The sequence below is a fragment of the Bradyrhizobium sp. HKCCYLRH3099 genome (genome assembly GCF_051167855.1).
Taxonomy (GTDB): domain Bacteria; phylum Pseudomonadota; class Alphaproteobacteria; order Rhizobiales; family Xanthobacteraceae; genus Bradyrhizobium.
The window spans coordinates 159,597-185,469 of the sequence record NZ_JBNPTW010000015.1; the positions used below are offsets into that span (position 1 = coordinate 159,597).

General features: G+C 65.4%; 26 protein-coding genes. 17 read left to right on the plus strand and 9 right to left on the minus strand.

Features of this window, described 5'->3' with window-relative positions; all coding sequences use genetic code 11:
• Position 1 precedes the first annotated feature (1 nt).
• From ACQR1Y_RS25170 to ACQR1Y_RS25180, 3 genes are read right to left on the minus strand one after another with little or no spacing between them, the layout of a single operon-like run.
• Positions 2 to 1,102: a CgeB family protein gene (locus ACQR1Y_RS25170; protein ID WP_434878697.1), complete on the minus strand. Its 1,101-nt coding sequence runs from the start codon at positions 1,100 to 1,102 to the stop codon at positions 2 to 4.
• A complete protein-coding gene (locus ACQR1Y_RS25175; RefSeq protein WP_434878803.1) occupies positions 1,099 to 1,695 on the minus strand; it encodes a histidine phosphatase family protein in 597 nt (198 codons plus the stop codon). The genes ACQR1Y_RS25170 and ACQR1Y_RS25175 overlap by 4 nt, the downstream gene beginning before the upstream one ends.
• An 11-nt stretch (positions 1,696 to 1,706) precedes the next feature.
• The gene (locus ACQR1Y_RS25180; protein ID WP_434878696.1) at positions 1,707 to 2,816 is read right to left on the minus strand and encodes an inositol-3-phosphate synthase; all 1,110 of its coding nucleotides are present in this window, start codon (positions 2,814 to 2,816) and stop codon (positions 1,707 to 1,709) included.
• A 320-nt stretch (positions 2,817 to 3,136) separates the two neighbouring features.
• Here ACQR1Y_RS25180 and ACQR1Y_RS25185 point away from each other — a divergent pair, with 320 nt between their 5' ends.
• Together ACQR1Y_RS25185 and ACQR1Y_RS25190 are read left to right on the plus strand one after the other, a co-directional pair.
• Positions 3,137 to 3,412 carry a hypothetical protein gene (locus tag ACQR1Y_RS25185; RefSeq protein WP_434856757.1) on the plus strand — a complete coding sequence of 92 codons (276 nt, stop codon included), beginning with the start codon at positions 3,137 to 3,139 and terminating at the stop codon, positions 3,410 to 3,412.
• A gap of 47 nt (positions 3,413 to 3,459) precedes the next feature.
• On the plus strand, positions 3,460 to 4,365 hold the full coding sequence (locus tag ACQR1Y_RS25190) for a hypothetical protein (RefSeq protein ID WP_434878695.1): 906 nt from the start codon (positions 3,460 to 3,462) through the stop codon (positions 4,363 to 4,365).
• On the opposite strand, the gene ACQR1Y_RS25195 is transcribed toward ACQR1Y_RS25190, so the two are convergent.
• A complete protein-coding gene (locus tag ACQR1Y_RS25195; protein WP_434878694.1) occupies positions 4,337 to 5,131 on the minus strand; it encodes a Crp/Fnr family transcriptional regulator in 795 nt (264 codons plus the stop codon). The genes ACQR1Y_RS25190 and ACQR1Y_RS25195 overlap by 29 nt on opposite strands.
• A gap of 443 nt (positions 5,132 to 5,574) precedes the next feature.
• On the opposite strand from ACQR1Y_RS25195, the gene ACQR1Y_RS25200 reads away from it, so the two are divergent.
• From ACQR1Y_RS25200 to ACQR1Y_RS25265, 14 genes are all read left to right on the plus strand, one after another.
• Entirely contained in the window at positions 5,575 to 6,741 is a 1,167-nt protein-coding gene (locus ACQR1Y_RS25200) for a transporter substrate-binding domain-containing protein (protein ID WP_434878693.1), read from the plus strand.
• Between the two features lie 32 nt (positions 6,742 to 6,773).
• Entirely contained in the window at positions 6,774 to 7,382 is a 609-nt protein-coding gene (locus tag ACQR1Y_RS25205) for an ANTAR domain-containing response regulator (protein WP_434856752.1), read from the plus strand.
• A 250-nt stretch (positions 7,383 to 7,632) separates the two neighbouring features.
• Positions 7,633 to 8,889 (plus strand): transporter substrate-binding protein, encoded by a 1,257-nt coding sequence (locus ACQR1Y_RS25210; protein WP_434856751.1) that lies wholly within the window; start codon positions 7,633 to 7,635, stop codon positions 8,887 to 8,889.
• Positions 8,890 to 8,949: 60 nt separating this feature from the next.
• Positions 8,950 to 9,843: an urea ABC transporter permease subunit UrtB gene (gene urtB, locus ACQR1Y_RS25215; RefSeq protein WP_434878692.1), complete on the plus strand. Its 894-nt coding sequence runs from the start codon at positions 8,950 to 8,952 to the stop codon at positions 9,841 to 9,843.
• Between the two features lies 1 nt (position 9,844).
• Positions 9,845 to 10,993: an urea ABC transporter permease subunit UrtC gene (urtC, locus tag ACQR1Y_RS25220; protein WP_434878691.1), complete on the plus strand. Its 1,149-nt coding sequence runs from the start codon at positions 9,845 to 9,847 to the stop codon at positions 10,991 to 10,993.
• 3 nt (positions 10,994 to 10,996) lie between these two features.
• Entirely contained in the window at positions 10,997 to 11,740 is a 744-nt protein-coding gene (urtD, locus tag ACQR1Y_RS25225; RefSeq protein ID WP_434856748.1) for an urea ABC transporter ATP-binding protein UrtD, read from the plus strand.
• Positions 11,740 to 12,435 (plus strand): urea ABC transporter ATP-binding subunit UrtE, encoded by a 696-nt coding sequence (gene urtE / locus ACQR1Y_RS25230; protein ID WP_434878690.1) that lies wholly within the window; start codon positions 11,740 to 11,742, stop codon positions 12,433 to 12,435. Before urtD ends, urtE begins: the two co-directional genes overlap by 1 nt.
• Before the next feature lie 92 nt (positions 12,436 to 12,527).
• Positions 12,528 to 13,565, plus strand: coding sequence for an aliphatic amidase (locus tag ACQR1Y_RS25235; RefSeq protein WP_012042181.1), 1,038 nt, complete (start codon positions 12,528 to 12,530; stop codon positions 13,563 to 13,565).
• 74 nt (positions 13,566 to 13,639) lie between these two features.
• Complete coding sequence (ureE, locus tag ACQR1Y_RS25240) at positions 13,640 to 14,173, plus strand: urease accessory protein UreE (RefSeq protein ID WP_434878689.1); 534 nt, start codon at positions 13,640 to 13,642, stop codon at positions 14,171 to 14,173.
• 2 nt (positions 14,174 to 14,175) lie between these two features.
• Positions 14,176 to 14,847 carry an urease accessory protein UreF gene (locus ACQR1Y_RS25245; RefSeq protein WP_434856745.1) on the plus strand — a complete coding sequence of 224 codons (672 nt, stop codon included), beginning with the start codon at positions 14,176 to 14,178 and terminating at the stop codon, positions 14,845 to 14,847.
• A gap of 12 nt (positions 14,848 to 14,859) precedes the next feature.
• The gene (locus ACQR1Y_RS25250) at positions 14,860 to 15,555 is read left to right on the plus strand and encodes an urease subunit gamma (RefSeq protein WP_434878688.1); all 696 of its coding nucleotides are present in this window, start codon (positions 14,860 to 14,862) and stop codon (positions 15,553 to 15,555) included.
• A gap of 21 nt (positions 15,556 to 15,576) precedes the next feature.
• Complete coding sequence (gene ureC / locus ACQR1Y_RS25255) at positions 15,577 to 17,286, plus strand: urease subunit alpha (protein ID WP_434878687.1); 1,710 nt, start codon at positions 15,577 to 15,579, stop codon at positions 17,284 to 17,286.
• A 4-nt stretch (positions 17,287 to 17,290) separates the two neighbouring features.
• Positions 17,291 to 17,938: an urease accessory protein UreG gene (ureG, locus tag ACQR1Y_RS25260; protein ID WP_434878686.1), complete on the plus strand. Its 648-nt coding sequence runs from the start codon at positions 17,291 to 17,293 to the stop codon at positions 17,936 to 17,938.
• Entirely contained in the window at positions 17,904 to 18,746 is an 843-nt protein-coding gene (locus ACQR1Y_RS25265; protein WP_434878685.1) for an urease accessory protein UreD, read from the plus strand. The genes ureG and ACQR1Y_RS25265 overlap by 35 nt, the downstream gene beginning before the upstream one ends.
• 1 nt (position 18,747) lies before the next feature.
• Here ACQR1Y_RS25265 and ACQR1Y_RS25270 read toward each other — a convergent pair whose 3' ends face one another.
• The 5 genes from ACQR1Y_RS25270 to ACQR1Y_RS25290 form a co-directional block, all read right to left on the minus strand.
• Entirely contained in the window at positions 18,748 to 21,060 is a 2,313-nt protein-coding gene (locus tag ACQR1Y_RS25270; protein WP_434878684.1) for a nitric oxide reductase activation protein NorD, read from the minus strand.
• Positions 21,048 to 21,848, minus strand: a complete 801-nt coding sequence (locus ACQR1Y_RS25275; protein ID WP_434856739.1) for a CbbQ/NirQ/NorQ/GpvN family protein — start codon at positions 21,846 to 21,848, stop codon at positions 21,048 to 21,050. The genes ACQR1Y_RS25270 and ACQR1Y_RS25275 overlap by 13 nt, the downstream gene beginning before the upstream one ends.
• Positions 21,849 to 22,084: 236 nt before the next feature.
• Positions 22,085 to 22,846 carry a formyltransferase family protein gene (locus tag ACQR1Y_RS25280; RefSeq protein WP_434878683.1) on the minus strand — a complete coding sequence of 254 codons (762 nt, stop codon included), beginning with the start codon at positions 22,844 to 22,846 and terminating at the stop codon, positions 22,085 to 22,087.
• Between the two features lie 20 nt (positions 22,847 to 22,866).
• A complete protein-coding gene (locus ACQR1Y_RS25285; RefSeq protein WP_434856737.1) occupies positions 22,867 to 24,189 on the minus strand; it encodes a hypothetical protein in 1,323 nt (440 codons plus the stop codon).
• A gap of 410 nt (positions 24,190 to 24,599) precedes the next feature.
• Positions 24,600 to 24,911, minus strand: a complete 312-nt coding sequence (locus ACQR1Y_RS25290) for a hypothetical protein (RefSeq protein ID WP_434878682.1) — start codon at positions 24,909 to 24,911, stop codon at positions 24,600 to 24,602.
• Between the two features lie 174 nt (positions 24,912 to 25,085).
• Between ACQR1Y_RS25290 and ACQR1Y_RS25295 the strand changes: the two genes are divergently transcribed.
• Positions 25,086 to 25,790: an RNA polymerase sigma factor gene (locus ACQR1Y_RS25295; RefSeq protein ID WP_434856736.1), complete on the plus strand. Its 705-nt coding sequence runs from the start codon at positions 25,086 to 25,088 to the stop codon at positions 25,788 to 25,790.
• The last annotated feature ends 83 nt before the right edge of the window (positions 25,791 to 25,873 follow it).

Below are 25,873 nucleotides of genomic sequence, written 5' to 3' on the forward strand. Positions count from 1 at the left end.
GTCAGGCCTCCTGTGTCGTCAGCGTCGGTGTGCGCCGGATCGACCGTTCGAACAGACCGATCATCTCGTTCGCACGCGTCTGCGAGCTGTGTTCGTCGAGCGCGCGCTGTCGGGCGCTGGCCGCAATGCGCGCCAGTTCGCCGTCGTCGCGGGCGAATGCCGCAAGCGTATCCTCGGAGCGATTGACCAGGATGATCTCCTCATTGGGCGCGAAGAAATCCGCGATCCCGTCCCAGGTGTCACTGAGCAGGGGGACGCCGCAGGCGGCCGCCTCGAATAGCCGTCCCGAGGGACACCAGCCCATCTCGGCCATCGCGCGGCGCGTGACGTTCAGGGTCAGTCGCGACGAGGCGAAGAAGGCGGCGTGCTCTGCCGGCGGCAGATGGCGCACGAAGTAGATGTTCGACGACCAGGGAAAATCCCGCGGATATTGCGCGCCGCCGATCAGGAAGCGCAGGTCATGACGGCCGCGCGCCGGCTCGACGAACAAGTCTTGGAGCGCGGCCTGGCGATCCGCCGAATAGGTCCCGAGATATGACAGCGCGGCCCGATATTGCGACTGCGGCGCGACCGGCCGATGCACGTCGGGATCGACATGGCCGTAAAGCGGCGCGATCATGCGCGCCCCGAGCTGATTGCGGTATTCGTCGAACAGGCGCGGCCCGCCGGTGAAACTGAGCACGAGGTCGAAATCGACGAGCCCGCGGGGGCCGATGTAGGAAAGTGGCTCGCCGCTTCGCAGCCGCTCCAGCGTGACCGGCGTATCGAGGTCGTAGAACACCTTCAATCCGCAGCGGCTGTCGAGAATCAACGTCGTGGCGTCATGTCCATCGGGACAATAGGACGTCAGGATGGCGGCATCCGCGTCGGCCAAGGCGGCCTTGGCCTGCCTCGCGACATCCTGCCAGCCACCGTAGAGAATCAGATGACCGCCTGCGAGCTCGGCCATGTCGCGATTGTCGGCGTAATAGGGCACGTCGCGCTCGAAGAACACCACGCTATGGCCAGCACGGATGAGGTTCTTGCACAGCCCACGCCACAGCGTGGCATGGCCATTGCCCCAGGACGACGAGATGGTCAGCCCGAAAATGACGATCTTCACGCCGGCACCTTCATGTTGGCCTGGATCAGCTTCAAGCCGGTGGAATCCGCGACCAGCGTGCTGATGCTGGCTGGCGCGACATCGACCGAAGCGAACTCATCGAGGGCGATCCTCGCGACCTGCATGATGGCGGCCCGGATCGGCTCGGCATGGCTGACGAGCACGATGCTGGCGCTGCCATGGGTTCGGCAGAGTTGGGCCACGTGCGACATCATCCGCTGCTGCACCGCGGACATGCTCTCGCCATGGGGCGGCGCGGACGAGGCACGTTTGGCGTTCCATTGCTGCCACGCCGGATCGGCATCGAGCTCGGCGAAGCTACAGCCAGTCCAGTCGCCGGCATCCAGCTCGTCCAAGGCCGGCACGATCTCGACTGGTAGCTCGTGCTGGCGCGCGATGATGTCGGCTGTCTGCAGCGCCCGCTGTTGCGGGCTCGACTGGATCAGCGTCGGAATGGGATCGATCAGCCGGGCGCAGATTTCGGCCTCGCGGCGTCCCTCGTCATCGAGCGCGACGCCGGCCATGCGGCCGCAGAGGGTGCGGCCGAGCAGGGGATGATGCCCGTGCCGGATCAGGTGAATCGTGATGGTCATCATCAAGGCCTTCAGCCGGCGTCGTCGAGCGGCACGTCGTCGATGAAGGCGCGCGTTCTGCGTCGGGCCTCCTCGTCGGTGAACTGCCGGGGCGGCGATTTCATGAAATAGCCGGACGGCCCGGTCAGGGCCCCCCCGATGCCGCGGTCCATGGCCAGCTTGGCGCAGCGCACGGCGTCGATCACCACGCCTGCGGAGTTCGGCGAATCCCACACCTCGAGCTTCAGCTCGGCGCTCAATGGTACGCCGCCGAAGGTCGTGCCCTCGAGGCGAATGTAGGCGAGCTTGCGGTCGGTGAGCCACGGCACGTGGTCGCTCGGGCCGACGTGCACGTCGTCGACGGGCAGCGGCACGTCGAACTGGCTGGTCACCGCCTGGGTCTTGGAGATCTTCTTGGAGCTCAGCCGCTCACGTTCCAGCATGTTCTTGAAGTCGGTGTTGCCGCCGACGTTGAGCTGATAGGTGCGGTCGAGCCGGACGCCGCGCTCGCGGAACAGGTTGGCCAACATGCGGTGAATGATGGTGGCTCCGACCTGGCTCTTGATGTCGTCGCCGACGATCGGCAGACCCGCGTCCTCGAAGCGTTTGCGCCAGGACGTATCGGACGCGATGAAGACCGGGATGCAGTTGACGAAGCCGCAGCCGGCCTCGATGGCGCGGGCGGCATAGTACTCCGTTGCTTTCTGCGCGCCGACGGGCAGATAGGAGACGACGATGTCCGTGCGCGACCGCTTCAGGACATCGGTCACGTCTGCTTCCGGTCCCGGTGCCAGCGGCACGTCGTCCTCGAGATATCTTCCGATGCCGTCGAGCGCCGGCCCGCGCGCGACGATGACCCCGGTTTCCTCGACCGGCGCGAATCGGAAAGTGTTGTTCGGCCGGGTCCAGATCGCGTCGGCGACATCGCGACCGACCTTGTCGGCATGTACGTCGAAGGCGGAGGCGATCTCGACGTCGCCGATGTGATAGCCGCCGATGTCCGCGTTCATCAGCCCCGGGACGGGCTCGTTGGACTTCGCATCACGATAGTAGCTGAGGCCCTGGATGAAGGAGCTGGCGCAATTGCCGACTCCGACGACTCCGACACGAACACGATGTCGGTCTTGAAGACGGGAGTGCATCGAGTGTCGTCCTCCGGAATTGGCCACGCGGCATGAGCGAAACCTAAGTACGTCGGCGAACGTGCCCGGGATATGTTCGTTCCTGTTGGAGCCTCCGGCGACGCTGCGGCCCCAGTCGTTTTCGCCTGAAAAGGCGGGAAAGGCTGATCTAGATTAGATTCCGTGCTCGGAGGGCAGGAACGATCTTCTTCAATGATGAAGAACAAGAAGCCTGGCAGCACACCTGTCCCGGCCCGTTTTACGAACGAATCGGGTGCTCTCGCGTTTGATCGCAGCAGCGAGGCACGATCCGTCTCGTCCGTCTTGTGAGGAGGTCCGCGATGAGCGAGAGCGCAACCACCACCGATCATGGCAAGATCCGCAAATGGGCCGAAGAGCGCGACGGTCGTCCGTCCACCGTCGCGTCGACGGAGCAGGAGGGGCACGCAGGCATCCTGCGCATCGACTTCGGGCCGAAGGAGAAGTCCCTGGACGAGATCGATTGGGACGAGTTCTTCCGCAAGTTCGACGAGGCCGAACTCGCGTTCCTGTATCAGGACCGCACCAAGGACGGGAAGATCAGCCGCTTCCACAAATTCGTCCGCCGCGACGCGTGAGCGGAGAGGGCGGCCAAAGCAGCGAGCAAACCGACTGGGTCGCCGCGATGCGCGCGCAGGATTTCGCGCGCGCCTGGACGATCGCCGACCGCGACCTGTTGACGGTACGGTCGACCGGCCCCGCGAAACATGAGGGCCCGCGTCACTTGCAGAAGATCTGGCGTGGCGAGGACCTCGGCGGCAGGGTCGTGCTGGTGCGCTGCTATCATGGGCTCGGCGACACGATCCAGTTTGCCCGGTTCCTGCCGGCGCTTGCCCGCATCGCCCGCGACGTGATCGTGTGGTGCCAGCCGGCGCTGTGCGGCCTGATCGCGCGGGTGCCGGGCGTCCGGCATGTGCTTCCTTTGCATGACGGTACCCCGGATGTGGCCTTCGAGGTGGATATCGAGATCATGGAGATCGCGCATGCGCTGCGGGTTGATGGCGACGATGCCGGCATGAGAACGCCTTATCTCGCGCCCGCAGGGCCGCCGGTGGCGCTGCCGGCGCATGACGGCCTCACGGTCGGATTGGTGTGGCGCGTCGGAAATTGGGACAAGCGGCGGGAGCTGCCCGCCGACCTCGTTCGAACGCTGCTGATCCCGCGCATCGCTGCATTCTCGCTGCAAGCCGACCTCCGCCCGGCGGAGGTCGCCGAAATCGGTGCCCGAGACATCAGCTCGGGCGACATGGATGTGCTTGCGAACACGCTGATCGCTCTCGATCTCGTCATCACCGTGGATACGATGGTGGGGCATCTGGCCGGTGCGCTCGGTTGCAAAACCTGGATCATGTTGCACGCAGACCCCGACTGGCGTTGGCCCGCGGCCGGAACGCGAACCTATTGGTATCCGCGAACAAGGTTGTTTCACCAGCAGTCGCCGGGAGACTGGATCGGTGTCGTCGCCCAGGTGAGGCAAGCCCTGTGCGACCGGGTCGCCGCGATCAGCTCGCCGCGTCCAGGCCCAGCCTAGGCTCCGGGCCCAGCGGCCCAGCCGTGGCAGGGTGAAGTGCTGGCGGTTGGCGCAGCATCAGATAATCCGGCCGAAAGCCAGCCAGTCGCGTCAGCCCCTTCCAATCCGTGACCGTGATCGTCCGCGAATGCCAATGCAGCAGGGCCCGGCGGCGGAGGTCCTGGATGGTCCGGTTGGCATGCACAGGGGAGATGCCGCAGATCGCCGCGAGATCCGATTGGGTGAACGGCGACGGGAAACGCAACTCGTGCCCGAGCCCGACGGCCCGCAGCCGCACGGTGATCTCGCAGATCAGGTGCGCCACGCGGCTCAGCGAGTCCCGGCTCCCCAGATTGGTCAGCCAGGTTCGTAGCGCCGCCGCGTCGGCCAGCATCAGCAGCGAGAGGGCCGTTGCCAGCCGTTCGGAGTGAGCGCGCACGTCGCGAAAGAAGGCATGCGGCACGAAGGCCGCGACGGCCGGAGTCAGAGCGCAGAGGTGTCCCGCGACTTGCGGGACGATGGTCGTGTACAGATCCGGCACATCCCCCGGAACGTAGATTGCGGTGATCTGGCCAGCGCCCGCATCGACATCCTTCCAGCAGAGATAGCCCTGCAGCAGCAAGCAGCAGGTCGAAGGCTCCTCGCTTTTGCGCCAGACCTCCTCATGCGGGGCGAAGCTTCGTATCGTGCTTGGCATTCGCCTGAGGAGCTCGAGATCATCGATCGACAATTCCGTCAGACTCGTCAGGCGGTCAACCAGCTTCGTAAACGCAAAACCTGCCTGCATCCGCTCTCGTCCTCATGGGCCATCCGTCGCCGGCGAGCCCGGTCTCCTTCTGCAATCAACTCAAGATCGGCACGGCGAATCGTTCCTATGGTTCCAGGTGCGGGTGTCTGTGCGTGTTCCCCGCGCGGAAACGATCGCGCTCGCGCCTGCGTTTGCGCTAGCGTCAACGCCCGCGGCGATCGCCTCGGTGCAGGCGGCCTCGACCGCCGGCAGGCCATCGGTCAGCACAGTGCTGGACCGCCTGACCCACCATTCCGACATCGTCGAAACCGATCCGGGGGCAATTTCGAGCGCCGGTTGACGGCCCGCCCGTCGGCAGCGACGTGGCCGATGAGTTGACGCCACGCGAACAGTCATCCTACACAGAATGCGAGAGGCGGTTGTCTCCGATGCCGATCAGCGGTGTCGGGAGACGGTCAATCGGGGCGTGGTGCAGTCGTCAGATGGGATCATCAGAAAGGCAGCTCGAAAGCTGGCGTGTCGGCGTGCTGTTTTCGCAGACCGGCGTGACCTCGGGGATCGAACGGACACAACTGAACGCAACCCTGCTTGCGATCGCCGAGATCAACGCCGCCGGAGGCATCCTCGGGCGTCCGGTGGAGCCCATCATCTACGATCCCGGCTCCGAGCCGAAAAAGTTTCGCTCGTTTGCAGAGCGCCTGTTCCAGGTCGACCGCATCCGCCTGCTGTTCGGCTGCTACATGTCGAGCACGCGCAAGGCGGTTCTGCCGTCGGTCGAAGGCCATCGCGGCCTGCTGTTCTATCCGACCCTGTATGAGGGCTTCGAGTACTCCCGTAATTGCATCTATACCGGGGCCGCACCGAACCAGAATTCGCTGCAGCTCGCGCGCTTCCTGCTCTCGACCTACGGCAACCGCTTCTTGTTCGTCGGCTCCAACTACGTCTTTCCCTACGAGTCGAACCGGCTGATGGCGGATTTCGTGGTGCAGGGCAAGGGCAAGGTGCTGGACGAGATCTACGTGCCGTTGCATGCGCAGGCCAAGGATTTCGACAAGGTCATCGCCCGCATCAAGAAAACGTCGCCGGACGTGATCTTTTCGACCGTGGTCGGCAGCGGGACCGCGGAATTCTATCGCGCCTATCGCGCGGCGGGGTTCGATCCGACGAAAATGCCGATTGCAAGCCTCAGCACCAGCGAAGCGGAGGTTGCCGACATGGGGGCGGACGTCGCGGAAGGCCACATTACCGCGGCACCGTTCTTCGAGACCTTGTCCTCGCAGGCGGCGCGGCGCTTCGTTGCGAGCTTCAAGGCGCAATATGGCGACGATGCGCCGGTGACGGCTTGCGCGGAAGCGGCCTATTTCCAGGTGCATCTGGCGATGCGCGCGGTCGCCAAATGCGGCTCGGACGATCCGGAGCAGGTGCTCGGCAACATGCGGGATTTCGAGTTCGATGCGCCGCAGGGACGCGTTCGGGTCGATCCCGAGAACAACCACACCTATCTGTGGCCGCGGATCGCGCGCGTCGATGGTCAGGGCCGTTTTCAGATCGTCTGGAATCCCGGCGTGCGCGTCAAGCCTGATCCCTATTGCGTGGTGCAGAGCCTCGACGACTGGTCGGTCGACGAGCAGCAGCTCATTCGGTCCTGATGGTCCAGCGGTAGCGTGGCGGAGAATCGGGCGTGGCGATCCAAATTCTTCGTGATCTGCGCGGCCTGCGGGTCCATGTCGTGCACCCGCCGGACAGCGAGCGGACCAAGCTCGTCGAGCATCTGCGCCGCATCGGCTGCATGGTCGAGATCCAGTGGCCGGTGCCGGATGGATGGGCGGATGGCGCCGACGTCGTCTTGCTCGCGATCGAGCACGACATGCGGTTGGAGATCCAGCGGCTGCTCAAATCGGATGCAAACCATCGGCCGACCCTCATCGCCGTCGTCTCCTATGAGGATCCATCCACCTTGCAACTGGTACTTGAGGCCGGTGCGGTCGCCGTCATCGAGCGGCCGATCCGGCCGTTCGGATTGCTCACGAATCTGACGATTGCGCGCAGCCTGTGGTTGGAGCGGCGCGAGGCCGAAAAGCGCGTCCGCAAGCTGGAGCGCAAGCTCGCCGGCATCCAGCGGATCCAGAAAGCCAAGGCGATCCTGATGGATGGCCAGGGATTGAGCGAGGCTGATGCCTATGAGAGCATTCGCAAGCAGGCGATGTCCAAGCGGCTGTCGATGGACGACATGGCTGCGGCAATCATTCATGCAAACGAGCTCTTGCAATACCGCGCGAAGAATGATTAGCTTTTGTTAGTTGAGGGGAGAAGATCCATCTCAGCGCCGCCGGACCATCAAGGATGCTGGTCTGGCATCGGCTAGGTAGCCCGAAGAACCCGTGAAGGGTTCGTCGGGCTTTTTTGTTTTTGGGCTCGAGTTTGACCGCCGGCGCTCCGCGCGTCGTCGGAGCTCGAACCGCTCTGGGCGAATTTTGGCAGCAAGCAACGTGCTTCGGCGCGAACGAGGACGTGTGCCTGGACAACGGGGAGTGTGCGGTATGGCAGTCGATCGACGCAAATTCTTGAAGAGCGGCGCCCTGGCGGGCGGCGCACTGATTACCTCGCCATGGGTGTTCTCGACCGGCGCCAAGGCGGCCGGTGAGATCAAGGTAGGCGTGCTGTTCTCGCTGACGGGCGGGCTATCCATCGTGGAGAAGTCGCTGCACGACGCCACGATGATGGCGATCAGCGAGATCAATGCCGCCGGCGGCGTCAAGGGCATGAAGATCTCGGCGATCGCTGAGGACGGCGCCTCCGATCCCAAGACCTACAATGAGAAGGCCTCCAAGCTCGTCATCCAGGACAAGGTCCCGACCGTGTTCGGCTCCTACACCTCGGCCAGCCGCAAGGCCGTGCTCCCGGTGTTCGAGAAGCGCAACAATCTGTATTTCTATCCGACCTATTATGAAGGCTTCGAGTGTTCGAAGAACGTCGTCTACACCGGCGCCGTTCCGAACCAGCAGCTGTCCAACTTCATCCCCTGGATCATCAAGACGCTCGGCAAGAAGAAGTTCTTCATCGTCGGATCGAACTACATTTATCCGCGCGAGATGGCCAAGGTCTCCAAGATCCTGATCGAGAAGAACGGCGGCGAGTGGATCGCCGACGAATATCTCGAGCTCGGCCATTCCGAGTGGGGCTCGATGGTCAACAAGATCAAGAGCTCGGGCTGCGACGTCGTGCTGTCCAACGTGGTCGGCGACTCTGTCATCGCGTTCTATCGCGAGTACAAGAACCAGGGCCTGACCCACGACAAGCTGCCGATCTGCGCCACGGTGACCTCGGAGATCGAGATCGCGGCGATGGGTGCGGAATATGCCGTCGGCTCCTTCACCTCGTTCCCATATTTCCAGGCGATCGACACCGACCGCAACAAGGCCTTCATCGAGCGCTACCGCAAGTTCGTCAAGGACCCCAAGGCGGTGACGCATCACGCGCTCGAATCGTCCTACTTCCAGGTGTTCCTGTGGAAGCAGGCGGTCGAGAAGGCCGCCGAGATCACGCCGGTGGCGATCCGCGAGGCGGTGAAGGGCCAGGAGTTCGACGCGCCCAACGGCCACGTCAAGATCGAGGCCGAGAACCTGCATACGTATCTGACGCCGCGCATCGCGCAATGGCTCCCGGACGGGCAGGGCAAGATCATCGATGCCTACAAGGAGCCGGTCATGCCGCTTCCCTACGTCGCCTATGGCGAGACCCCGACGAACCTTTTCTGTACTGGGAAAGGTCTCGACGCGGCCAAGCTGAAAACCTGACGTAGGGAAACCTCATCCACCGCGCGCCTCCCTCGCGCGGTGGATGGCGGGAGGCATGTCATGCTCGAGGTATTGTTTATCGGTCTCAGTTTGGGATCGATCCTGCTCCTGGTCGCGCTCGGCCTCGCCATCACCTATGGCGCGATGGGCGTCATCAACATGGCCCATGGCGAAATGGTCATGGTCGGCGCCTATGTGACCGTGCTCTCCGGCCTTTGGCTCGGCACCAACATCTTCGTTGCCATCCCGCTCGCCTTCATCGTCACCGCGCTGCTCGGCCTGCTCATCGAGCGCGTCGTGGTCCGCAAGCTCTATGGCCGGCTGCTCGATACGCTGCTAGCGACCTGGGGCATCGCCATCCTGATCCAGCAGGCGGTGCGGCTCGAATTCGGGCTGTCATTCCTCGGCATCCACATCCAGGGCCTCGGCCCCGGGCTGCAGAATGTCAGCGTGCCCGACATCCTGCAGGGCACGTTCCATGTCTTCGGCTCCGACATCAACCGCTATCGGACCTTCATCATCCTGGTCACGGCCGTTCTCGCCATCGCCACCTGGTTCGTGATCTACCGCACCGTGGCCGGCACTCAGGTCCGTGCCATCATCCGCAATCCGAAAATGGCGGCCGCCTGCGGCATCGACGTCACGCGCGTCAACGCGCTGACCTTCGCCTTCGGATCGGGCCTTGCCGGCGTCGCCGGAGTGATGATGTCCGGCTTCAAGACCGTGTTTCCCGACATGGGCACCTCGATGGTGGTCGACGGCTTCCTTGTCGTCGTCATGGGCGGCGTCGGCAGCCTGCTCGGATCGGTGCTGTCCGCCGGCATTCTCGGCGAGATCAACGGGCTCGTTGCGGCCGCGACCAACGACATCCTCGCCCGCGCCGTCGTGTTCGGCGTCGTCATCGCCATCATCGTGCTCAAGCCGAAGGGCCTGTTCGCCCTCAAGGGGCGCTGACATGCTGTCGAAGCGCCGTATCGACTGGGCGATCTACGCGATCTTCATCGTCGCGATCATGCTTGTGCCGCTCGTCATGGATTCGTTCTGGCTCAACCGCCTGGCGAAGTATCTGGTGTTCGGCATGCTCGGCATCGCCGTGGCGCTGTCCTGGGGCTACGCGGGCATTCTCAACCTCGGGCAGGGGCTGTTCTTCGGCGCCGGCGCCTACATGCTGGCGATGTCGCTGAAGCTCGCGAGCTCCACCAGCCTGCAGCAGGGCTCCGACAGGCCGGTGCCGGACTTCATGCTTTGGAACGCCGAGCCCGGCGCCAAGACAGAGCTGTGCTGCATCAACAAGGCCTCGTTCCTCTGGCTACCCTTCCAGAGCCAATGGTTCGGTGTCGCCATGGGTCTGATCCTGCCCGTCGTGATCGCTTTCGTGCTCGGCTCGATCGTGTTCCGCAAGCGCATCGCCGGCGTGTTCGTCTCGATCATCACGCTGGCGCTGGTGCTGCTGGTGCGGCTGGTCATGATCGACGCCCAGCCGGTCACAAATGGCTTCAACGGCCTCACCGACCTCGGCTGGTTCAAGCTCGGCGAGTTCGAGTTCGATCCCTACGTCGTGCCGACCTATTATCTGATCGCGATCTCGCTCAGCGTCGTGCTGGTGCTGGCACGCCTCCTGGTCGAGACAAGGGCAGGCGTCATCCTGCAGGCGATCCGCGACGACCAGAACCGGGCACGCTATCTCGGCTTCGATGTGCCGGCCTACCAGACCTTCTTCTTCGCAGCCTCGGCGCTGATCGCGGGCTTTGCCGGCATGCTCTATGTGATCGTCTCGGAATTCGCCTCGCCGACCTTCATGGATCTGAGCTTCTCGATCACCATGGTGGTGTGGGCCGCGGTCGGCGGCCGGGCCTCGATCCTCGGCGCCTGCATCGGCGCGATCCTAATCAACATGATCTCGGCGACGGTCAGCGAGACCGAGGGATTTGCCGAGGCCTGGAAGGCGATCATCGGCCTGATCTTCGTGCTGGTGGTGCTCTACATGCCCCGCGGCATCGCCGGGCTCGCGCATGACCTGATCGATCGCTTCATCGCCCGCAAGCCGTCGACGCCGGCGCCCGCGCTGGGTGTCACCGATCCATCCTCGCAGCCCGCGGAGTAGCTCATGGCCCAGGCAGCGCTTACCATCGACGGACTCAGCGTCGACTTCGAAGGCTTCAAGGCGGTCAACGGGGTCTCGATGATCGTCGAGGACGGCGAGTTGCGCGTGCTGCTCGGCGCTAACGGCGCCGGCAAGACGACCTTGATGGACCTGATCTCCGGCAAGACGAAGTCGACCGGCGGCCGCGTGTTCGTTCACGACACCGAGATCACCAATTGGGAGGAGCACAAGATCGCCCGCGCCGGCATCGGCCGCAAGTTCCAGATCCCCAGCGTGTTCAAGGAGCTCACGGTCCGCCGCAACCTGGAAGTGGCGAGCTGCAAGAATCCCGGTGTGTTCGCCAATCTCGGCTTTGGCTTTACAGCGAAATCCAAGATCGACGAGGTGCTGGAGCTGATCGGGCTGACCGAGGAGGCCAACCAGGTCGCGGCCTATCTCAGCCATGGCCAGACCCAATGGCTGGAGCTCGGCCTGCTGATCACGCAGGACCCCAAGATCATCCTGCTCGACGAGCCGACCGCGGGCATGACCCAGGCCGAGACGCACAAGACCTCGCTGATCGTCAACAACCTCAAGGGCCGCCACACCATCATCGTGGTCGAGCACGACATGGCCTTCGTCCGCGAGATCGCCGAGCGGATCACGGTGCTGCATCTCGGCCAGGTGCTGGCGGAAGGCAGCGTGTCCGAGATCGAGAACGATCCCAAGGTACGCGCCGCCTATCTCGGATCGAAGGGGATCACCTGATGCTGGCGTTTGCGCATGTCGACAGCTTCTACGACCGCAGCCACATCTTGCACGACGTTTCATTGGACGTGCCCGATGGCCGCGTGACCGCGATCCTGGGCCGCAACGGCACCGGCAAGACGACCTTGCTCAAGACGCTGATGGGGCTGACCGACAAGATGCACGGCCAGATCTGGCTCGGCGATCAGGAGATCGGCGCCGAGCCGACCTTCAAGCGGGCGCGCGCCGGCATCGCCTATGTGCCGCAGGGGCGCGAGATCATTCCGGACTTCACCATCCGCGAGAACATCCTGATGGGATCGTTCGCGCGCGCCGACGGCAAGCGCGAGATCCCGCCGCTGGTCGCCGAGCTGTTCCCGTATCTGATGAACAATCTCGACCGCAATGGCGGCGTGCTCTCGGGCGGACAGCAGCAGCAGCTCGCGATCGCCCGCGCGCTGGCCGCGAACCCCAGAATAATCCTGCTGGACGAGCCGAACGAAGGCATTCAGCCGTCGATCGTCGAGGAGATCGAGAACGTCATCATCCGGCTCAACCGCGAGATCGGGCTGACGGTGATCCTGGTCGAGCAGAACGTCGCGTTCGCCCGCAACGCGGCGCACCGCTTCGCGATGATGGAGAAGGGCCGCATCGTCGCGGCGGGAGACATTTCGGAACTCACCGACGCGATGGTCCACCGCCACATGGCGGTGTGACGATCGGATGTCGTGGAGAAAGTGGATGCGCGGGCCGGCGCATCGCATCGCGAACGGCAGGCTTCTGACGGGTTGGCAGCAAGGAGAGCAAGATGCTTCACGGTGATATCACGTCCAGCAACGACACGATCGGCGTCGCCGTCGTGAACTACAAGATGCCGCGCCTTCACACCAAGGCGGAGGTGCTCGACAATGCCCGCAAGATCGCCGACATGATCGTCGGCATGAAGACGGGCCTGCCGGGCATGGATCTCGTGATCTTCCCGGAATATTCGACTCACGGCATCATGTACGACTCCAAGGAGATGTACGAGACGGCCTCCACAGTGCCAGGCGACGAGACCGAGATCTTCGCGGAAGCCTGCCGCAAGGCCAAGGTCTGGGGCGTGTTCTCGCTGACCGGCGAGCGTCATGAGGAGCACCCGAAGAAAGCGCCCTACAACACGCTGATCCTGATGAACGACAAGGGCGAGATCGTGCAGAAGTATCGCAAGATCATGCCCTGGGTGCCGATCGAGGGCTGGTATCCCGGCAACTGCACCTATGTCTCGGAAGGGCCGAAGGGCCTGAAGATCTCGCTGATCATCTGCGACGACGGCAACTATCCAGAGATCTGGCGCGATTGCGCCATGAAGGGCGCGGAGCTGATCGTGCGCTGCCAGGGCTACATGTACCCGGCCAAGGACCAGCAGGTGATCATGGCCAAGGCGATGGCCTGGGCCAACAACGTCTATGTCGCGGTTGCCAACGCCTCCGGCTTCGACGGCGTCTACTCCTATTTCGGCCATTCGGCGATCATCGGCTTCGACGGCCGCACGCTCGGCGAATGCGGCGAGGAGGACTACGGCGTGCAGTATGCGCAGCTGTCCAAGTCGCTGATCCGCGACGCGCGCAAGAACGGCCAGTCGCAGAACCACCTCTTCAAGCTCGTCCACCGCGGCTACACCGGTCTGATCAACTCCGGTGACGGCGATCGCGGCGTCGCGGCCTGTCCGTACGACTTCTACGCCAAATGGGTCGCCGATCCCGAGGGGACGCGCGAGATGGTGGAGTCGTTCACGCGCTCGACCGTCGGGACCGAGGAATGCCCGATCGAGGGCATCCCGAACAAGAAGGTCGCGCACCGCTAGCTCGAATGCCGTCGGCGGCGGGCCACATCCGCCGCCGACCTTGTCTTGTCATCGGGTGAATGGAGATTTCTGCGATGCGACGCATCGAGCACGTGCTGGGCAGCAGGCTTGAGCCGGACTTCTCCGAGGAGCTCCATCGTCTCGAGCATCAGGGGGCGGTCGATGTCGTCACCGTGCCGGCCGCCGACCTCGCACGCCGCCGTCTGCTGATTGCGACGCGCAGCGGCGAGGAACTCGCGATCGCCTTGCCGCGTACCGAGAGACTGTTCGACGGCGCGGTGCTGCTGCTCGAGGCCGACCGCGCCATCGTGGTGCGCGCCGCGACCGAGCGCTGGCTGCGGCTCGAGCCGCGCTCGATCTCGGACGCGGTCGAGCTCGGCTACCAGGTCGGCAATCTGCACTGGCGCGTCAGGTTCGGCGGCGAGGTGCTGCTGGTCGCCTTGGAAGGGCGCCCTGAGGACTACACCGCGCGGATCGAGAACCTGATCGCGGCGCGCCGCGTCGCCGTCACCGTGCTCGACGAGGATGCCGCGGATGCCCCGGCGCCTGCCGAGCCGGCGTCGACCGGCGGCCATCATCACCACCATCATCATCACGGCGATCATTGACCATGCTGCCGCTGCTGCGTGCGATCTGGCAGGCCGATGCCGCATTCCCGAGCGGCGCGTTCGCGTTCTCCTATGGCATCGAGGGCGCGCTCGCGCTGCGGCCCGACATGGGCCTGCCGGAGTTCGAGCGCCTCTGCGCGGCGGTGCTGCAGCAGCGCTGGGCGAGCTATGACCGCGTTGCCCTGTTGCGATCGTTCCGCGCCGGGCCAGACGTCGCGGTCCTCGACGCGATCGACCGGGAGGTCGAGGCGTCGACCCTGATCGAGGCGTTGCGCGCGGGCTCGCGGCGCAACGGCGCATCCTTCCTGGCCGCGCATGCGCGGCTCGGCCAGCCGCTCGCGGTGAAGCTGCGCGAGCGGCTGAGGGCAGGTGAGGGCCACGGCCATATCGCCGTCATGCAGGGCGCGGTCTGGGCTGCCCTGCAACTGGAGGAGCGGCATGCCGAATTGTGCTCGGCCTACACGGTCGCCTCCGGGCTCATCACGGCCGCTGTGCGGCTCGGAAGCGTCGGCGCGCTGCAGGGACAGAGCGTGCTGCAGGCGCTGCTGCCGCTGATCGACGAGCTGGTCGCGCGTCCGGTCGATGACGACGCCGAGCTGGAGAGCTTCATCCCCGTTCTCGACATTGCCGCCGCGCGGCACGTCCATGCCGAATTGCGGCTGTTCGCCAATTGAGAGTGTCACTGCATGCTGCTCACACCCACCGAACTCGAGCGCCTCACCATCTTCAACGCCGCCGAGCTGTCGCGCCGTCGCCGTGCCCGCGGGCTCAAGCTGAACTATCCGGAAGCCGTGGCCATTATCACCGATGAGATCCTCGAAGGCGCGCGCGACGGACGCAGCGTGGCCGACCTGATCAGCCACGGCTCGACCATCCTGACGACCGACGACGTGCTGCCGGGAATCGCGGCGATGATGGACATCATCCAGGTCGAATGCGTGTTTCCCGACGGCACCAAGCTCGTCACGGTGCACGAGCCGATCCGGCCGGCGGTCGGCTCGGCCGCCGATCCCGAGCGTCCCGGCGAGATCAAGGCGCTGCCGGGCCAGCTCGCGCTCAACGACGGCCGTCGCAGCATCACCTTGACCGCGGTCAACACCGGCGACCGGCCGATCCAGATCGGCTCGCATTTCCATTTCTTCGAGGTCAACAAGGCGCTGGAATTCGACCGCGCGGCGGCCTTCAACATGCGGCTCGACATTCCCGCCGGCACCGCCGTTCGCTTCGAGCCGGGCGCCTCCAAGCAGGTGACCCTGGTGGAGTTCGGTGGCCGCCAGCATCTGTCGGGCCTCAACAATCTCACCGATGGCGCGGCGTCCGATCCGGCCGTGCGTGCAGCCGCGCTGGCGCGCGCCAAGGCGCGCGGCTTCCGCGGCGCCTGAGTTTTCGAAGGGGGACATCCATTGGCGACGATCGACCGGCGTGACTACGCCGCACTCTACGGCCCGACGACCGGCGATGCGGTCCGGCTCGGCGACACCTCGCTGTTCGCCGTGGTCGAGAAGGACCATGCCGTCTATGGCGACGAATGCCTGCATGGCGGCGGCAAGACCCTGCGCGACGGCATCGGCATGGCTGGGATCACCAGCGCCGAAGGCGCGCTGGATTTCCTGTTGTGCAACGTCACCGTGATCGATCCCGTCATCGGCATCGTCAAGGGCGATCTCGGCATCCGCAACGGGCGCATCGTCGGCATCGGCAAGGCCGGCAATCCCGCGATCATGGACGGCGTCGATCCGCGCCTCATCGTCTCGACCGGCACCACCGTGCGCGACTGCGAGGGCCTGATCGCCACGCCCGGTGCGATCGATGTCCACGTCCATTTCGACAGCGCAGGCCTCGTCGAGCATGCGTTGGCGAGCGGCATCACCACGATGATCGGCGGCTCGCTCGGCCCGATCACCGTGGGCATCGACTCCGGCGGTCCGTTCAACACCGGCAAGATGCTGCAGGCCGCCGAGGCCTGGCCGATGAATTTCGGCTTCCTCGGCCGCGGCAATTCGCATCGCGAGGCGCCGCTGATCGAGCAGCTGCAGACCGGCGTGATGGGACTGAAGCTGCACGAGGACTGGGGGACGATGCCGGCGGCGATCGACACCTGTCTCAAGGTAGCCGACGCGCAAGATTTTCAGGTCCAGATCCACACGGATACGCTGAACGAGTCCGGCTTCGTCGAGAACACGCTGGAGGCGATCGGCGGCCGCACCATCCATATGTATCACACCGAAGGCGCCGGAGGCGGCCACGCGCCCGACATCATCCGCGTCGCCGGCGAGATGCATTGCCTGCCGTCGTCGACCAATCCGACCAATCCCTACACGGTCAACACCTTCGACGAACATCTCGACATGACGATGGTCTGCCACCATCTCAATCCGGCCATCCCCGAGGATGTCGCCTTCGCCGAGAGTCGAATCCGCGCGCAGACCATCGCGGCCGAGGACGTGTTGCACGACATCGGTGCGATCTCGATGCTCGGCTCCGACAGCCAGGGCATGGGCCGCATCCACGAGGTGATCTGCCGGACCTGGCAGCTCGCCTCGAAGATGAAGGACCAGCGCGGCGCGCTGCCGGACGACAAGCCCGGCTTCGGCGACAACGCCCGCATCCGCCGCTATATCGCGAAGTACACGATCAATGCCGCCAAGACCTTCGGCATCGCCGACCACATCGGCTCGCTCGAGGACGGCAAGATCGCCGACATCGTGGTGTGGCGTCCGGCGTTCTTCGGCATCAAGCCGGAGCTCGTGATCAAGAGCGGCTTCATCGCCTGGGGCGCGATGGGCGACAGCGCGGCGTCGCTGATGACCTGCGAGCCGATGCTGATGCGGCCGCAATGGGGCGCGTTCGGCCGTGCGCCCGCGGCGCTGTCGGCCTGCTTCGTGCATCCGCTGGCGATCGAGCGCGGCCTCGCTGCCGAGCTCGGCCTGTCGAAGCAGCTGTTGCCGGTGAAGGGCACGCGCGGGCTCTCCAAGCGCGACATGTTGTGGAACGATGCGTGTCCCAACATCCGGGTCGATCCTGAAACCTTCGACGTGTTCGTCGACGGCGAGCTCGCGACCTGCGAGCCGGCGCGCGAGCTGCCGCTGGCGCGGCGCTACATGCTGAGGTGAGACGATGCTGCAGACATTGATGTCGACCGATGTGAAAGCGGCGACAGGGGCCGCACGCGTCGGCATCGGCGGTCCGGTAGGCTCGGGCAAGACCGCGCTGATCGAGGCGCTGATCCCGGTCTTGCAGCGGCGCGGCATCGATTTCGCTGTCGTCACCAACGATCTCGTCACCAAGGAGGATGCCGAACGGTTGCGCCGCTCCGGCCTGATCGATCCGGAGAGGGTGTTGGCGGTGGAAGCGGGGGCGTGTCCGCACACGGTGATCCGCGAGGATCCGACGTTGAACATCGCGGCCGGCGACGAACTCGAGGCGCGCTTTCCCGGCGTCGAGCTGATCCTGTTCGAATCCGGCGGCGACAATCTCGCCTCGACCTTCTCGCTCGACCTCGTCGACTGGTGGATCTTCGTCATCGACGTCGCCGGCGGCGACGACATCCCGCGCAAGCGCGGCCCCGGGCTGCTGCGCTGTGATCTCCTCGTCGTCAACAAGATGGACCTCGCGCCGCATGTCGGCGTCGATCTCGAGCGCATGCTCGCCGACGCGCGGCAGGTGCGCGGCGGGCGGCCGGTGATCGCGACCAATCTGAAGAACGGCACTGGCGTGGAGGCGGTCGCCGATGCGATCTCCGCTGCAGTCCTGTTCCGCGTCTGAGGGCCGCGCGGTCGAGGCCGCGCTGTCCATCGAACATGCCGGCGGCCGCAGCATGCTGCGCCGTCAGCATGTCGGATATCCCCTGCATGTGACGCGCGGGTTCTATCTCGATGCGGCCAAACCCGATCTGCTGACGCTGTATCTGCAATCGGCGTCAGGCGGTCTCTATGCCGGCGACCGCATCGGCCTCGATGTGAGCGTCGCGCGCGGCGCGGCGTTTCACCTCACGACACAGGCGGCGACTGTGGTTCACGACGGCCGCGATGTCGGCGCCGTGCAACGCCTGACGGTGACGGTCGAGGCCGGTGCGTTCTGCGCCGTGACGAACGATCCCTATGTGCTGTTTCCCGGGGCCGAGCTCACGCTGCAGACCGCGGCGACGGTCGCCGAGGATGCCGTGCTGTGCGTGGCGGACGGTTTCGCCGTGCACGATCCGCGCGGGAGCGGCCGGATGTTCACGGAGCTGTCGAGCCGCCTGCGCATCGTGCGTCCCGACGGCCGCCTGCTGCTGCAGGACGCCGGCCGCATCGGCGGCGACGACCTCGCGGGCGCATTGGGCGCGATGGCCGCGGCCGCCAATCTCGTCCTCATCGCGCCGGCCGATCGGTTGCCGCCCGCGAAGAGCCTGCAGCAGGCGGCCGATGCCTGCGGTGCGCTGGCCGGCGCGTCGGCCGCGCCGAACGACGCCGGCCTCGTGCTGCGCATCCTCGCGCCGGACGGCGGCACCCTGTCGCGCGCGATGGATACTGCCTTCCATGTTGCGGCCGAGGCCGCGCTCGGCTTGACGCTGGCGCGCCGGCGCAAATAGCTCAGCGCCGCGCCAGCCTGAAATACAGCTCGGACAGCCGCGCCGGCAGATCCTCGACACGATGCACCAGCATCGTGTTGCCGCGGCCGAAGATGCGCGTCGCGGCATCGACGCCGCCGCGGCCGAGCACGACGCCATAGGCATCGATGCCCTGGCCATGTAGCCCGAGCGCGGCGCGGCGCGCATCCTCGATGAGATCGAGCGGATCCGGCACGTCGATGTCGGAGGGCTCGCCGTCGGTCAGCACGATCAGCAGCTTGCGGCTGGTGTTGGCTGTCTCCAGCACTGCGCCGGCATGGCGCAGCGCGGTGCCCAGCCGGGTCGACAGTCCCGATGCGAGACCAGCAAGCCGCGCGCGGCAGTCGCGGTCATAGGCATGGCTGAACGCCTTGATGGTGATCATGCGGACGTCGTTGCGCCCGTCCGAGGCGAAGGCGAGCAGGCCGAAGGCATCGCCGAGCTGATCCATGGCCTCGGCTAGTAGCGCGACCGCAAGGCGCTCGACGTCGAGCACGGTCGCGCCCGAGGCGAGGCGGTCGCGGGTCGATTCCGAAATGTCGACCAGCAGCAGCGCCGAGAGGTCGCGGTGCAGCGCCTTGGCCGAGCGGAACACGCGCAGGTCCGGCATCTCGCCGCCGCGGAGCGCAATCCCGGCGTCGAGCACGGCGTCGAGATCGAGGTCGTGCCCGTCCTGCTGCCGCTTGAGCCTGACCGTGCGGCCGATGCGCACGCCGCGCACGAGCCGCGCCACGCGGCTGCGCAGGGCGCTCGCCTGGTCCAGCGCATGCTCGATGCGCGCCGCATCGCCGGCCGGCGCGGCCACTTCGCGCACCGTGGTCCAGTCCGGCCGTTCGATCGCGTCGACGCGGTCCCATTCCGGATAGCGTGCGATGATCACGCCGCGTGCGTCCGGCGCCACGGGGCGGGCGCGGCCGGGCTCGGCTGGCGCGTCCTCGGCATCCTGCTCGTGCCGCTCGCCCTCGTCGGGCTGCTGCTCCGGCCTGACGGCGTCGATGAACAGCTCCAATGTCTCGGCCGATGGCGGCGTGTCCTGATCGAACTCCCACAGGCCGAGACCGTCATCACGGTAGAGCGGCTCGACCACATAGGTCTTGGCGTTGAACTGCACCCGCATCTGGCCGAGATCGTTGCCGAGCAGCATGCCGATCTCGCGGCTGATCGCGTGGTCATCGAGCCTCGGCCGCGCCGCTGAAAACAGCGCGCGGCCCTTGCCGACGAAGCCGTCGTCATCGGCATAGTCCGGATCGAACAGCGCCCGCGCCAGCCGCGCGAGAAGCGTCGGCGCTGTCGTGACGGTGGTGGGCACGGCGACGTGATAGGGCGCCCATAGCCGCCTGAGGCCGGGCAGCGCGCGCATCGCCAGCGCCTCGACGCGGGCATCCTCGATCAGATTGACCAGCGCGACCTGCAGCGGCTTGAGATGGCCGATCGGAAAACGGGCGCGGCCGAGTACGAGGTGTGCCTGCGCATGCGCGGCAGCGGCGCGGAACAAGGCGCGGGCGGCCTCGCCTTGCATGCCGCGATAGACCTCCGGCAGGCGGATCAGCGGCCCGGCGAGGGCGGAGCGGCGCTGCGGCGTCTGCCCGCCTTCGACCGGCATGCTCCGTAGCAGCGGCACCGCTCCATGGAGCGCGGTGAGGAAGGCTTTCAGCTCGGTCTCGACATCGCCGAACGTCACGCTGCCTAGATCGCGCGCGATCAGGCGGCGTGCCAGCTCGTCCTGCAGCGAGAAGAAGGCGAGCCGCTTGCGGCGATCGCCCGCCGCGGCGCGCAGGCCGGCGGCGACGAAGCTTTCGAACGCGGCGATGCTGCCCGGCCCTAGGGTCTCGGTCATGTGGCTCGCGGCGGCAGCGATCGACTCCGGCGCCTGCTTCGCGAGCACGTCCATCGTTCGCCACCAGCGCGACAGGGCCGCGCCGGGGCCGAGGATGCGGCGGGCTGCGGGCAGCGCCTTCAGCGCACTTGTCGCGGCCGGCGCGCCAGCATGGCGGCACACCTCTGCGGCTGCCTGCGCCGCGCCGAGCAGCGGTGCGATCTCGCCGGCGGTATCGCCGGTGCTCGCCTCCCAATAGGCGATCAGGCAGGCCGGCCCGGCATTGACGTTCGCGAGCACGAGCATGGCGCCAGCCCACGCATCCATCTCGGCGGCATCGAAGCGGCGCGACAATGTTTCCCATGCCGCAAGGAAGAGCGGCCGCAACGTCTCGCGCTGACGGATCCACAGATGCAGCGTCCGCGTCGGCCCGTCGGGATCGGTCAGCAGTTGCAGCGGCGCCGCGCTCACGGCAGGCACGCCTCGATCGCGTCCGACAGCGCTGCGCGGATGTCGGGATTGTCGGTGATCGGCAGCACGATGCCGGACTGCACGGCGGCCGGCAGCGGCAGGCCGGCGCGCACCATGCGGCCGGTGTGGATCAGCATCCGCGTCGAGGCGCCCTCGTCGAGCCCGTGACCCTGCAGGTTGCGCGAGCGCTCGGCGATGCTGACGAGCAGGCGGGCAAGATCGGCATCGGCCCCGCTCTCGCGCGCGACGATCGCGCTCTCGGTGGCCGGCGGCGGATAGCCGAAATCGATCGCGATGAAGCGCTGCTTGGTCGATTCCTTGAGGTCCTTGACGGCGCTCTGGTAGCCGGGATTGTAGGAGATCGTCAGCTGGAAGTCGGCATGCGCCGGCACGACCTCATTGTGCTTGTCGAGCGGCAGGATGCGCCGCGCGTCGGTCAGCGGATGGATCACGACCGTGGTGTCCTGCCTCGCCTCGACGATCTCGTCGAGATAGCAGATCGCGCCGTGACGCACGGCGAGAGTCAGCGGCCCGTCGTGCCAGACCGTGCCGGATGGCTCCAGCAGATAGCGGCCAGCGAGATCGGCTGCCGTCATGTCCTCATGCGCGGCAACCGTGATCAGCGGCTTTCCAAGCCGCCAGGCCATGTGCTCGATGAAGCGGGTCTTGCCGCAGCCGGTCGGGCCCTTCAGCATCACCGGCAGCCGCTCGTGATAGGCGGCCATGAAGGTCGCGACCTCCTGGCCGGACGGCTGGTAATAGGGTTCTACGTCAATTCGGTAGGAATCGAGGATCATGCGAATCTCCGCTTGCCCGTGCGGAGACCGGCCAAAAGTCGCCGTTCTCCGCAAAGGGAGATATGGCGATCATTGCCTTGGAAACACGCTGCGGCCTCGGAGCGTGCGGACATGCAGCGACGCTGCACGATCAAATTAGAGACGAAAACGCGACGCGGGACAAGATGAAATGAGTCGCTTGCGGCTCCGGTTTCCTCCTGCTGCGGGGGCGACGCCGCGCTCCGTCAGCCGGGCGTTCAGCTGACCCTGCTGGCCTGCAGAGCCTCCGACCGCAACTCGCCATCGGCCGCAAGAGCGGGGGCGCTCACGGATTTCAGCCCATCCGCAGTCCTTGCCCGCGACAGTTCAAACCGCACGCCGTTGACGGTCACGGTGAGCGCGATGCCGCGGTAATCGTCGTGGAAGGCGCGGATACGGCGCATCATCTCGGCCGGCGCGATGTCGGCGGGCATCTCGCACATCGCAGCATACATCTGCTTCGTGCTCTTGACTCCGCTCCAACTGATATCGAGCTCCGGCAGTGGGGCGGCGTGGCAGGCGAGTTCGCGCGCCATGCGCCAGAACAGATAGGCCGTTCGCACGAACGCCATCTGCTCGAGGCCGCGGACGTCGATGCCACGGGGGATGTCGAATGTCTCGACCCCGACGATCGCGCCGCAATCGACGCGGGTCTCCATCACATGGGCCGTCGCGCCGAAGCGCTCGGCACCCTCGTACATTGCGAAGTGGGCGGGCGCCCAGCCGGGATAGTCGGGTGTGGCGGGGTGGAAGTTATAGGCACCATAGCCGAGGGCCTGAAGGATATCAGATGGCACGATGACGCCCGACGTGAACGCAATCAGGCGGGATCTGCCGAGCAGGTCGCGTTCGATGCGTTCGAGCTCCTGCAAGCTCACGGCGCAGCGGAACGACAAGGCCGGATTGTGCGCCTTGAGGAGCTCGGTCAGAGCGAGGTGCTGATCGCGGCTGCCGGTGAGAAGGATGATCGTATCGAACATGGTGCGCAATCCCGGTGGGGTTAGGGGCGGTCGGTCACGAGGTTGAATGGTTGGGACCTGGCGTTGGCGGCAAGCGCGCGGAACAGGTCGGGCCGCAGCGTTTGGCCGGGCGCGATCTCGATCAGATTGTTGTCCGATCGGCGCGCAGCGTCCCTGACAATCCGGACGTCGTCTTGCCAGGCGCAAAGCGAGACTTCGAGGCGGCAGAAGCCGCCATTGTCGCGAGCGAATGCCGTGGTCAGCGCCTGAAGGCTCGCGGCTGTATCACGCGCGGGGCTGCCCTCGTCACGCAGAATGACCGTGACGGCTTGATCGGATGCCGCCTCGGACGTGATCACGAGCAGTGAATCCGTGGCTCCCGCGCGACCTGCCCGCCTGGGCAGGCGGGCCCTGACGGCGAAATCCGCATCGGCGCCCCGATCCATGCCAGTCGGCGGGAGATTGTGGACGATGGTTGCGCGCCGCATATCGGCTTCGCCTGCGACGGCATGGTAGGATCGCGGCAGCCAGACAGTGTCCAGGGCCATCTGGGACGTCACTGCGCTCCAGGCCTGGTCGATCACGTAGCCGTCCCAGACATCCGGATAGGAGGTGGCGATGTCGTGCCAGGTTGCAAGCAGCGCCTCGGCCGCCACGGAGCGGCCGAAATACAGCGTCCGTGCTGACATTTCCCAGCCGTTCCACTTGTGGACCGCGAAATCGCAGGTGGCGAGCTGAGGAAGATCAGGCACCGCCTGAAACATCACGTCGGGGTCGACATACAGCAGCGGCTCGCGGGCGCTTCGCCACATGCGGGCGACGAAAGCGGATTTGTCGGCCGCGGTCAGCCGATCCCGTCCGTCGATCGCTTCGATGTCGAAAGCGAGCCCGAGACGCTCGAGCGATCGCCGCAGATGATAGACGTGCAGGTCGCCGACGCGGCTGGGATGGCAGGAGACGATGCGCATTGCGGGTTTGGCGGCCGCGTCGCTTGAAGAGCTCCGGTCGATGCCTCCCCACCATAGCTGGTGGGGTGCGTCCGCGGAGACGCCGACCGTGCCGCACTCCGTGAACTTGGATTTGAGGAAATCGAATGCCGGATTTTCTCCGAACGGAATGACGATGGCGTCGCCCGATTTCATCGCGCCGAATAGGAGCTCCGCGCCCGCGCCCGTTGGGGGATCAATGACGACGATGGTGTATCGTCCGCCAGCGGACGGGCGGTCGCCGTTCCATATCGCGAGAGGTCCCACCGCATGCGACAGCCATTCCAGGCGGCGCATCTGTTGGTCGCCGAGCTTGACGCCATGTCTGCGCAAGATTGCTATCGCGCCGTGAATGGAGTGAAAGTCTGATCGCGTCATGCCGTGTCCTCTTCAGCGTGAAACGGACGACGGCGGCCAATCAGGCGCATCAAGTTGAAGTCCGGCGATCTGAATCGGCGGCTGCGCTTGTTACTTTCACACGGCAAACGCGTATTTCTTTTCGAGATGTTTCAACGTGTCGCGGTTGAGCTTGTGGCCGCGAAAGGATGGAGTCCCGTCGTCGGGCGCGGGTTTGATTAGTTGGCTCTGCAATGGCGTTGTTCGGCACTCGGAATTGCCGATGGCAGGAGGATAGCGCGCACGGCGAACGTCGCGACCGATGCTCTCATGACAGCGAGAGACATCATCGTGCATAGATCCGACGTGATTTGAAACATTCAGCAATACACGCGCGCACGAAACGCTCGACCTGCAAGGTCGATCGTCCTCTAAATCATCATATGCATCAACTACAACGGATGAAATCGCGCGATCAGGCGCACACTGTCGTAAAAAATCTTCGGCAGTTTCCGAAAACGCGGCACGCGGCAACTGACAGCGTCAAAAAATACGATAATTTCGACGACGTGATTCGGAAAAATTTGCCGAGTGAAAATCACTGCTCGCACGACATCGCGAGTCATCGGGGCCGACGCTGCGCTGTTGCGCCAGATGTGGTCACCGGCTGCTGTTAGTTGGCGTTGCGGTTGCGTTTTCTGCTGAATTCGTCGTCCGGAATGAATCCCTGCCATGCCGACCAGCGGCTTTCTCGTCTTCAACATCGCGCGACCCGGCCTTCGCGTGCGGCAGAATTTGCCGCGCTCCAGGCAAAAGTTTCCATCTAAGCAATTGAAAAACAACAAAAATAGCTTGCCTGGATGTGGCGATCGCACCGTTCAAGGATCGGAAGCCGTCTGCGAACTGCGCGATCGGCAATGCGGGTTGGAGAGTCGGAAATGAGCTACGCGCTGGATGTCTGTGCCCCGGCCGATGGCGTGTCCTTGAACGAGCCGGCGTCGCAGGATGCCGTATCGATGCCCTGGAGCGAGTCGGCCAGCACCGTTCCCGCCTGCGAGCCCGTCGTCGAACCTGCGATCTTTGATGAAGACAAGGAACTGCTCGACAGGCTTGCAACAGGAGATGAGCTTGCGTTCCGTCTGCTGGTCGAGCGCCACGTCGACCGCGCCTATGCGATCGCCCTGCGCATCGTCGGCAGCGCCGCGGACGCCGAGGATGTCGTCCAGGACACGATGCTCAAGGTCTGGACCCATCGCGGGCGCTGGCAGCACGGCCGCGCGAAGTTCTCGACCTGGCTGTATCGCGTCGTGAGCAATCGCTGCATCGACATCCGCCGCAAGCCGCGGACCGAAAATGTCGACGTCGTTCCGGAGGTGGCCGACAGCACGCCCGACGCCGTCAGCGTGATCGAGCGCGCCGAGATGAGCGACATCCTCGATGCCGCCATGCAGCGGCTACCCGAGCAGCAGCGCATTGCGGTGATCCTGTCGTATCACGAGAACATGAGTAACGGTGAGATCGCCGGCGTCATGGATACGACGGTTTCGGCGGTGGAGTCGCTGCTGAAGCGCGGACGTCAGCAACTGCGCGAGATCCTGCGCCGGCACGAGCGCGACATTCGCGGCGCCTTTACCGACCGCTAACCATACGCGCGACGGCGCGGCAGAAATCCCGCCTGATTCCCGCAGTCGCTTCCGTTTGATCGATCAGACGGGGCTGATCCGCA

Excerpts from the sequence above, each read along its gene's own strand:
- ACQR1Y_RS25175 (WP_434878803.1), bottom strand. The coding sequence starts at position 1,695 with ATGACCATCACGATTCACCTGATCCGGCACGGGCATCATCCCCTGCTC.
- ACQR1Y_RS25180 (WP_434878696.1), bottom strand. The coding sequence starts at position 2,816 with ATGCACTCCCGTCTTCAAGACCGACATCGTGTTCGTGTCGGAGTCGTC.
- ACQR1Y_RS25185 (WP_434856757.1), top strand. The coding sequence starts at position 3,137 with ATGAGCGAGAGCGCAACCACCACCGATCATGGCAAGATCCGCAAATGG.
- ACQR1Y_RS25190 (WP_434878695.1), top strand. The coding sequence starts at position 3,460 with ATGCGCGCGCAGGATTTCGCGCGCGCCTGGACGATCGCCGACCGCGAC.
- ACQR1Y_RS25195 (WP_434878694.1), bottom strand. The coding sequence starts at position 5,131 with ATGCAGGCAGGTTTTGCGTTTACGAAGCTGGTTGACCGCCTGACGAGT.
- ACQR1Y_RS25200 (WP_434878693.1), top strand. The coding sequence starts at position 5,575 with ATGGGATCATCAGAAAGGCAGCTCGAAAGCTGGCGTGTCGGCGTGCTG.
- ACQR1Y_RS25210 (WP_434856751.1), top strand. The coding sequence starts at position 7,633 with ATGGCAGTCGATCGACGCAAATTCTTGAAGAGCGGCGCCCTGGCGGGC.
- urtB (WP_434878692.1), top strand. The coding sequence starts at position 8,950 with ATGCTCGAGGTATTGTTTATCGGTCTCAGTTTGGGATCGATCCTGCTC.
- urtC (WP_434878691.1), top strand. The coding sequence starts at position 9,845 with ATGCTGTCGAAGCGCCGTATCGACTGGGCGATCTACGCGATCTTCATC.
- urtD (WP_434856748.1), top strand. The coding sequence starts at position 10,997 with ATGGCCCAGGCAGCGCTTACCATCGACGGACTCAGCGTCGACTTCGAA.
- urtE (WP_434878690.1), top strand. The coding sequence starts at position 11,740 with ATGCTGGCGTTTGCGCATGTCGACAGCTTCTACGACCGCAGCCACATC.
- ACQR1Y_RS25235 (WP_012042181.1), top strand. The coding sequence starts at position 12,528 with ATGCTTCACGGTGATATCACGTCCAGCAACGACACGATCGGCGTCGCC.
- ureE (WP_434878689.1), top strand. The coding sequence starts at position 13,640 with ATGCGACGCATCGAGCACGTGCTGGGCAGCAGGCTTGAGCCGGACTTC.
- ACQR1Y_RS25245 (WP_434856745.1), top strand. The coding sequence starts at position 14,176 with ATGCTGCCGCTGCTGCGTGCGATCTGGCAGGCCGATGCCGCATTCCCG.
- ACQR1Y_RS25250 (WP_434878688.1), top strand. The coding sequence starts at position 14,860 with ATGCTGCTCACACCCACCGAACTCGAGCGCCTCACCATCTTCAACGCC.
- ureG (WP_434878686.1), top strand. The coding sequence starts at position 17,291 with ATGCTGCAGACATTGATGTCGACCGATGTGAAAGCGGCGACAGGGGCC.
- ACQR1Y_RS25265 (WP_434878685.1), top strand. The coding sequence starts at position 17,904 with ATGCGATCTCCGCTGCAGTCCTGTTCCGCGTCTGAGGGCCGCGCGGTC.
- ACQR1Y_RS25275 (WP_434856739.1), bottom strand. The coding sequence starts at position 21,848 with ATGATCCTCGATTCCTACCGAATTGACGTAGAACCCTATTACCAGCCG.
- ACQR1Y_RS25280 (WP_434878683.1), bottom strand. The coding sequence starts at position 22,846 with ATGTTCGATACGATCATCCTTCTCACCGGCAGCCGCGATCAGCACCTC.
- ACQR1Y_RS25285 (WP_434856737.1), bottom strand. The coding sequence starts at position 24,189 with ATGACGCGATCAGACTTTCACTCCATTCACGGCGCGATAGCAATCTTG.
- ACQR1Y_RS25290 (WP_434878682.1), bottom strand. The coding sequence starts at position 24,911 with ATGTTGAAGACGAGAAAGCCGCTGGTCGGCATGGCAGGGATTCATTCC.
- ACQR1Y_RS25295 (WP_434856736.1), top strand. The coding sequence starts at position 25,086 with ATGAGCTACGCGCTGGATGTCTGTGCCCCGGCCGATGGCGTGTCCTTG.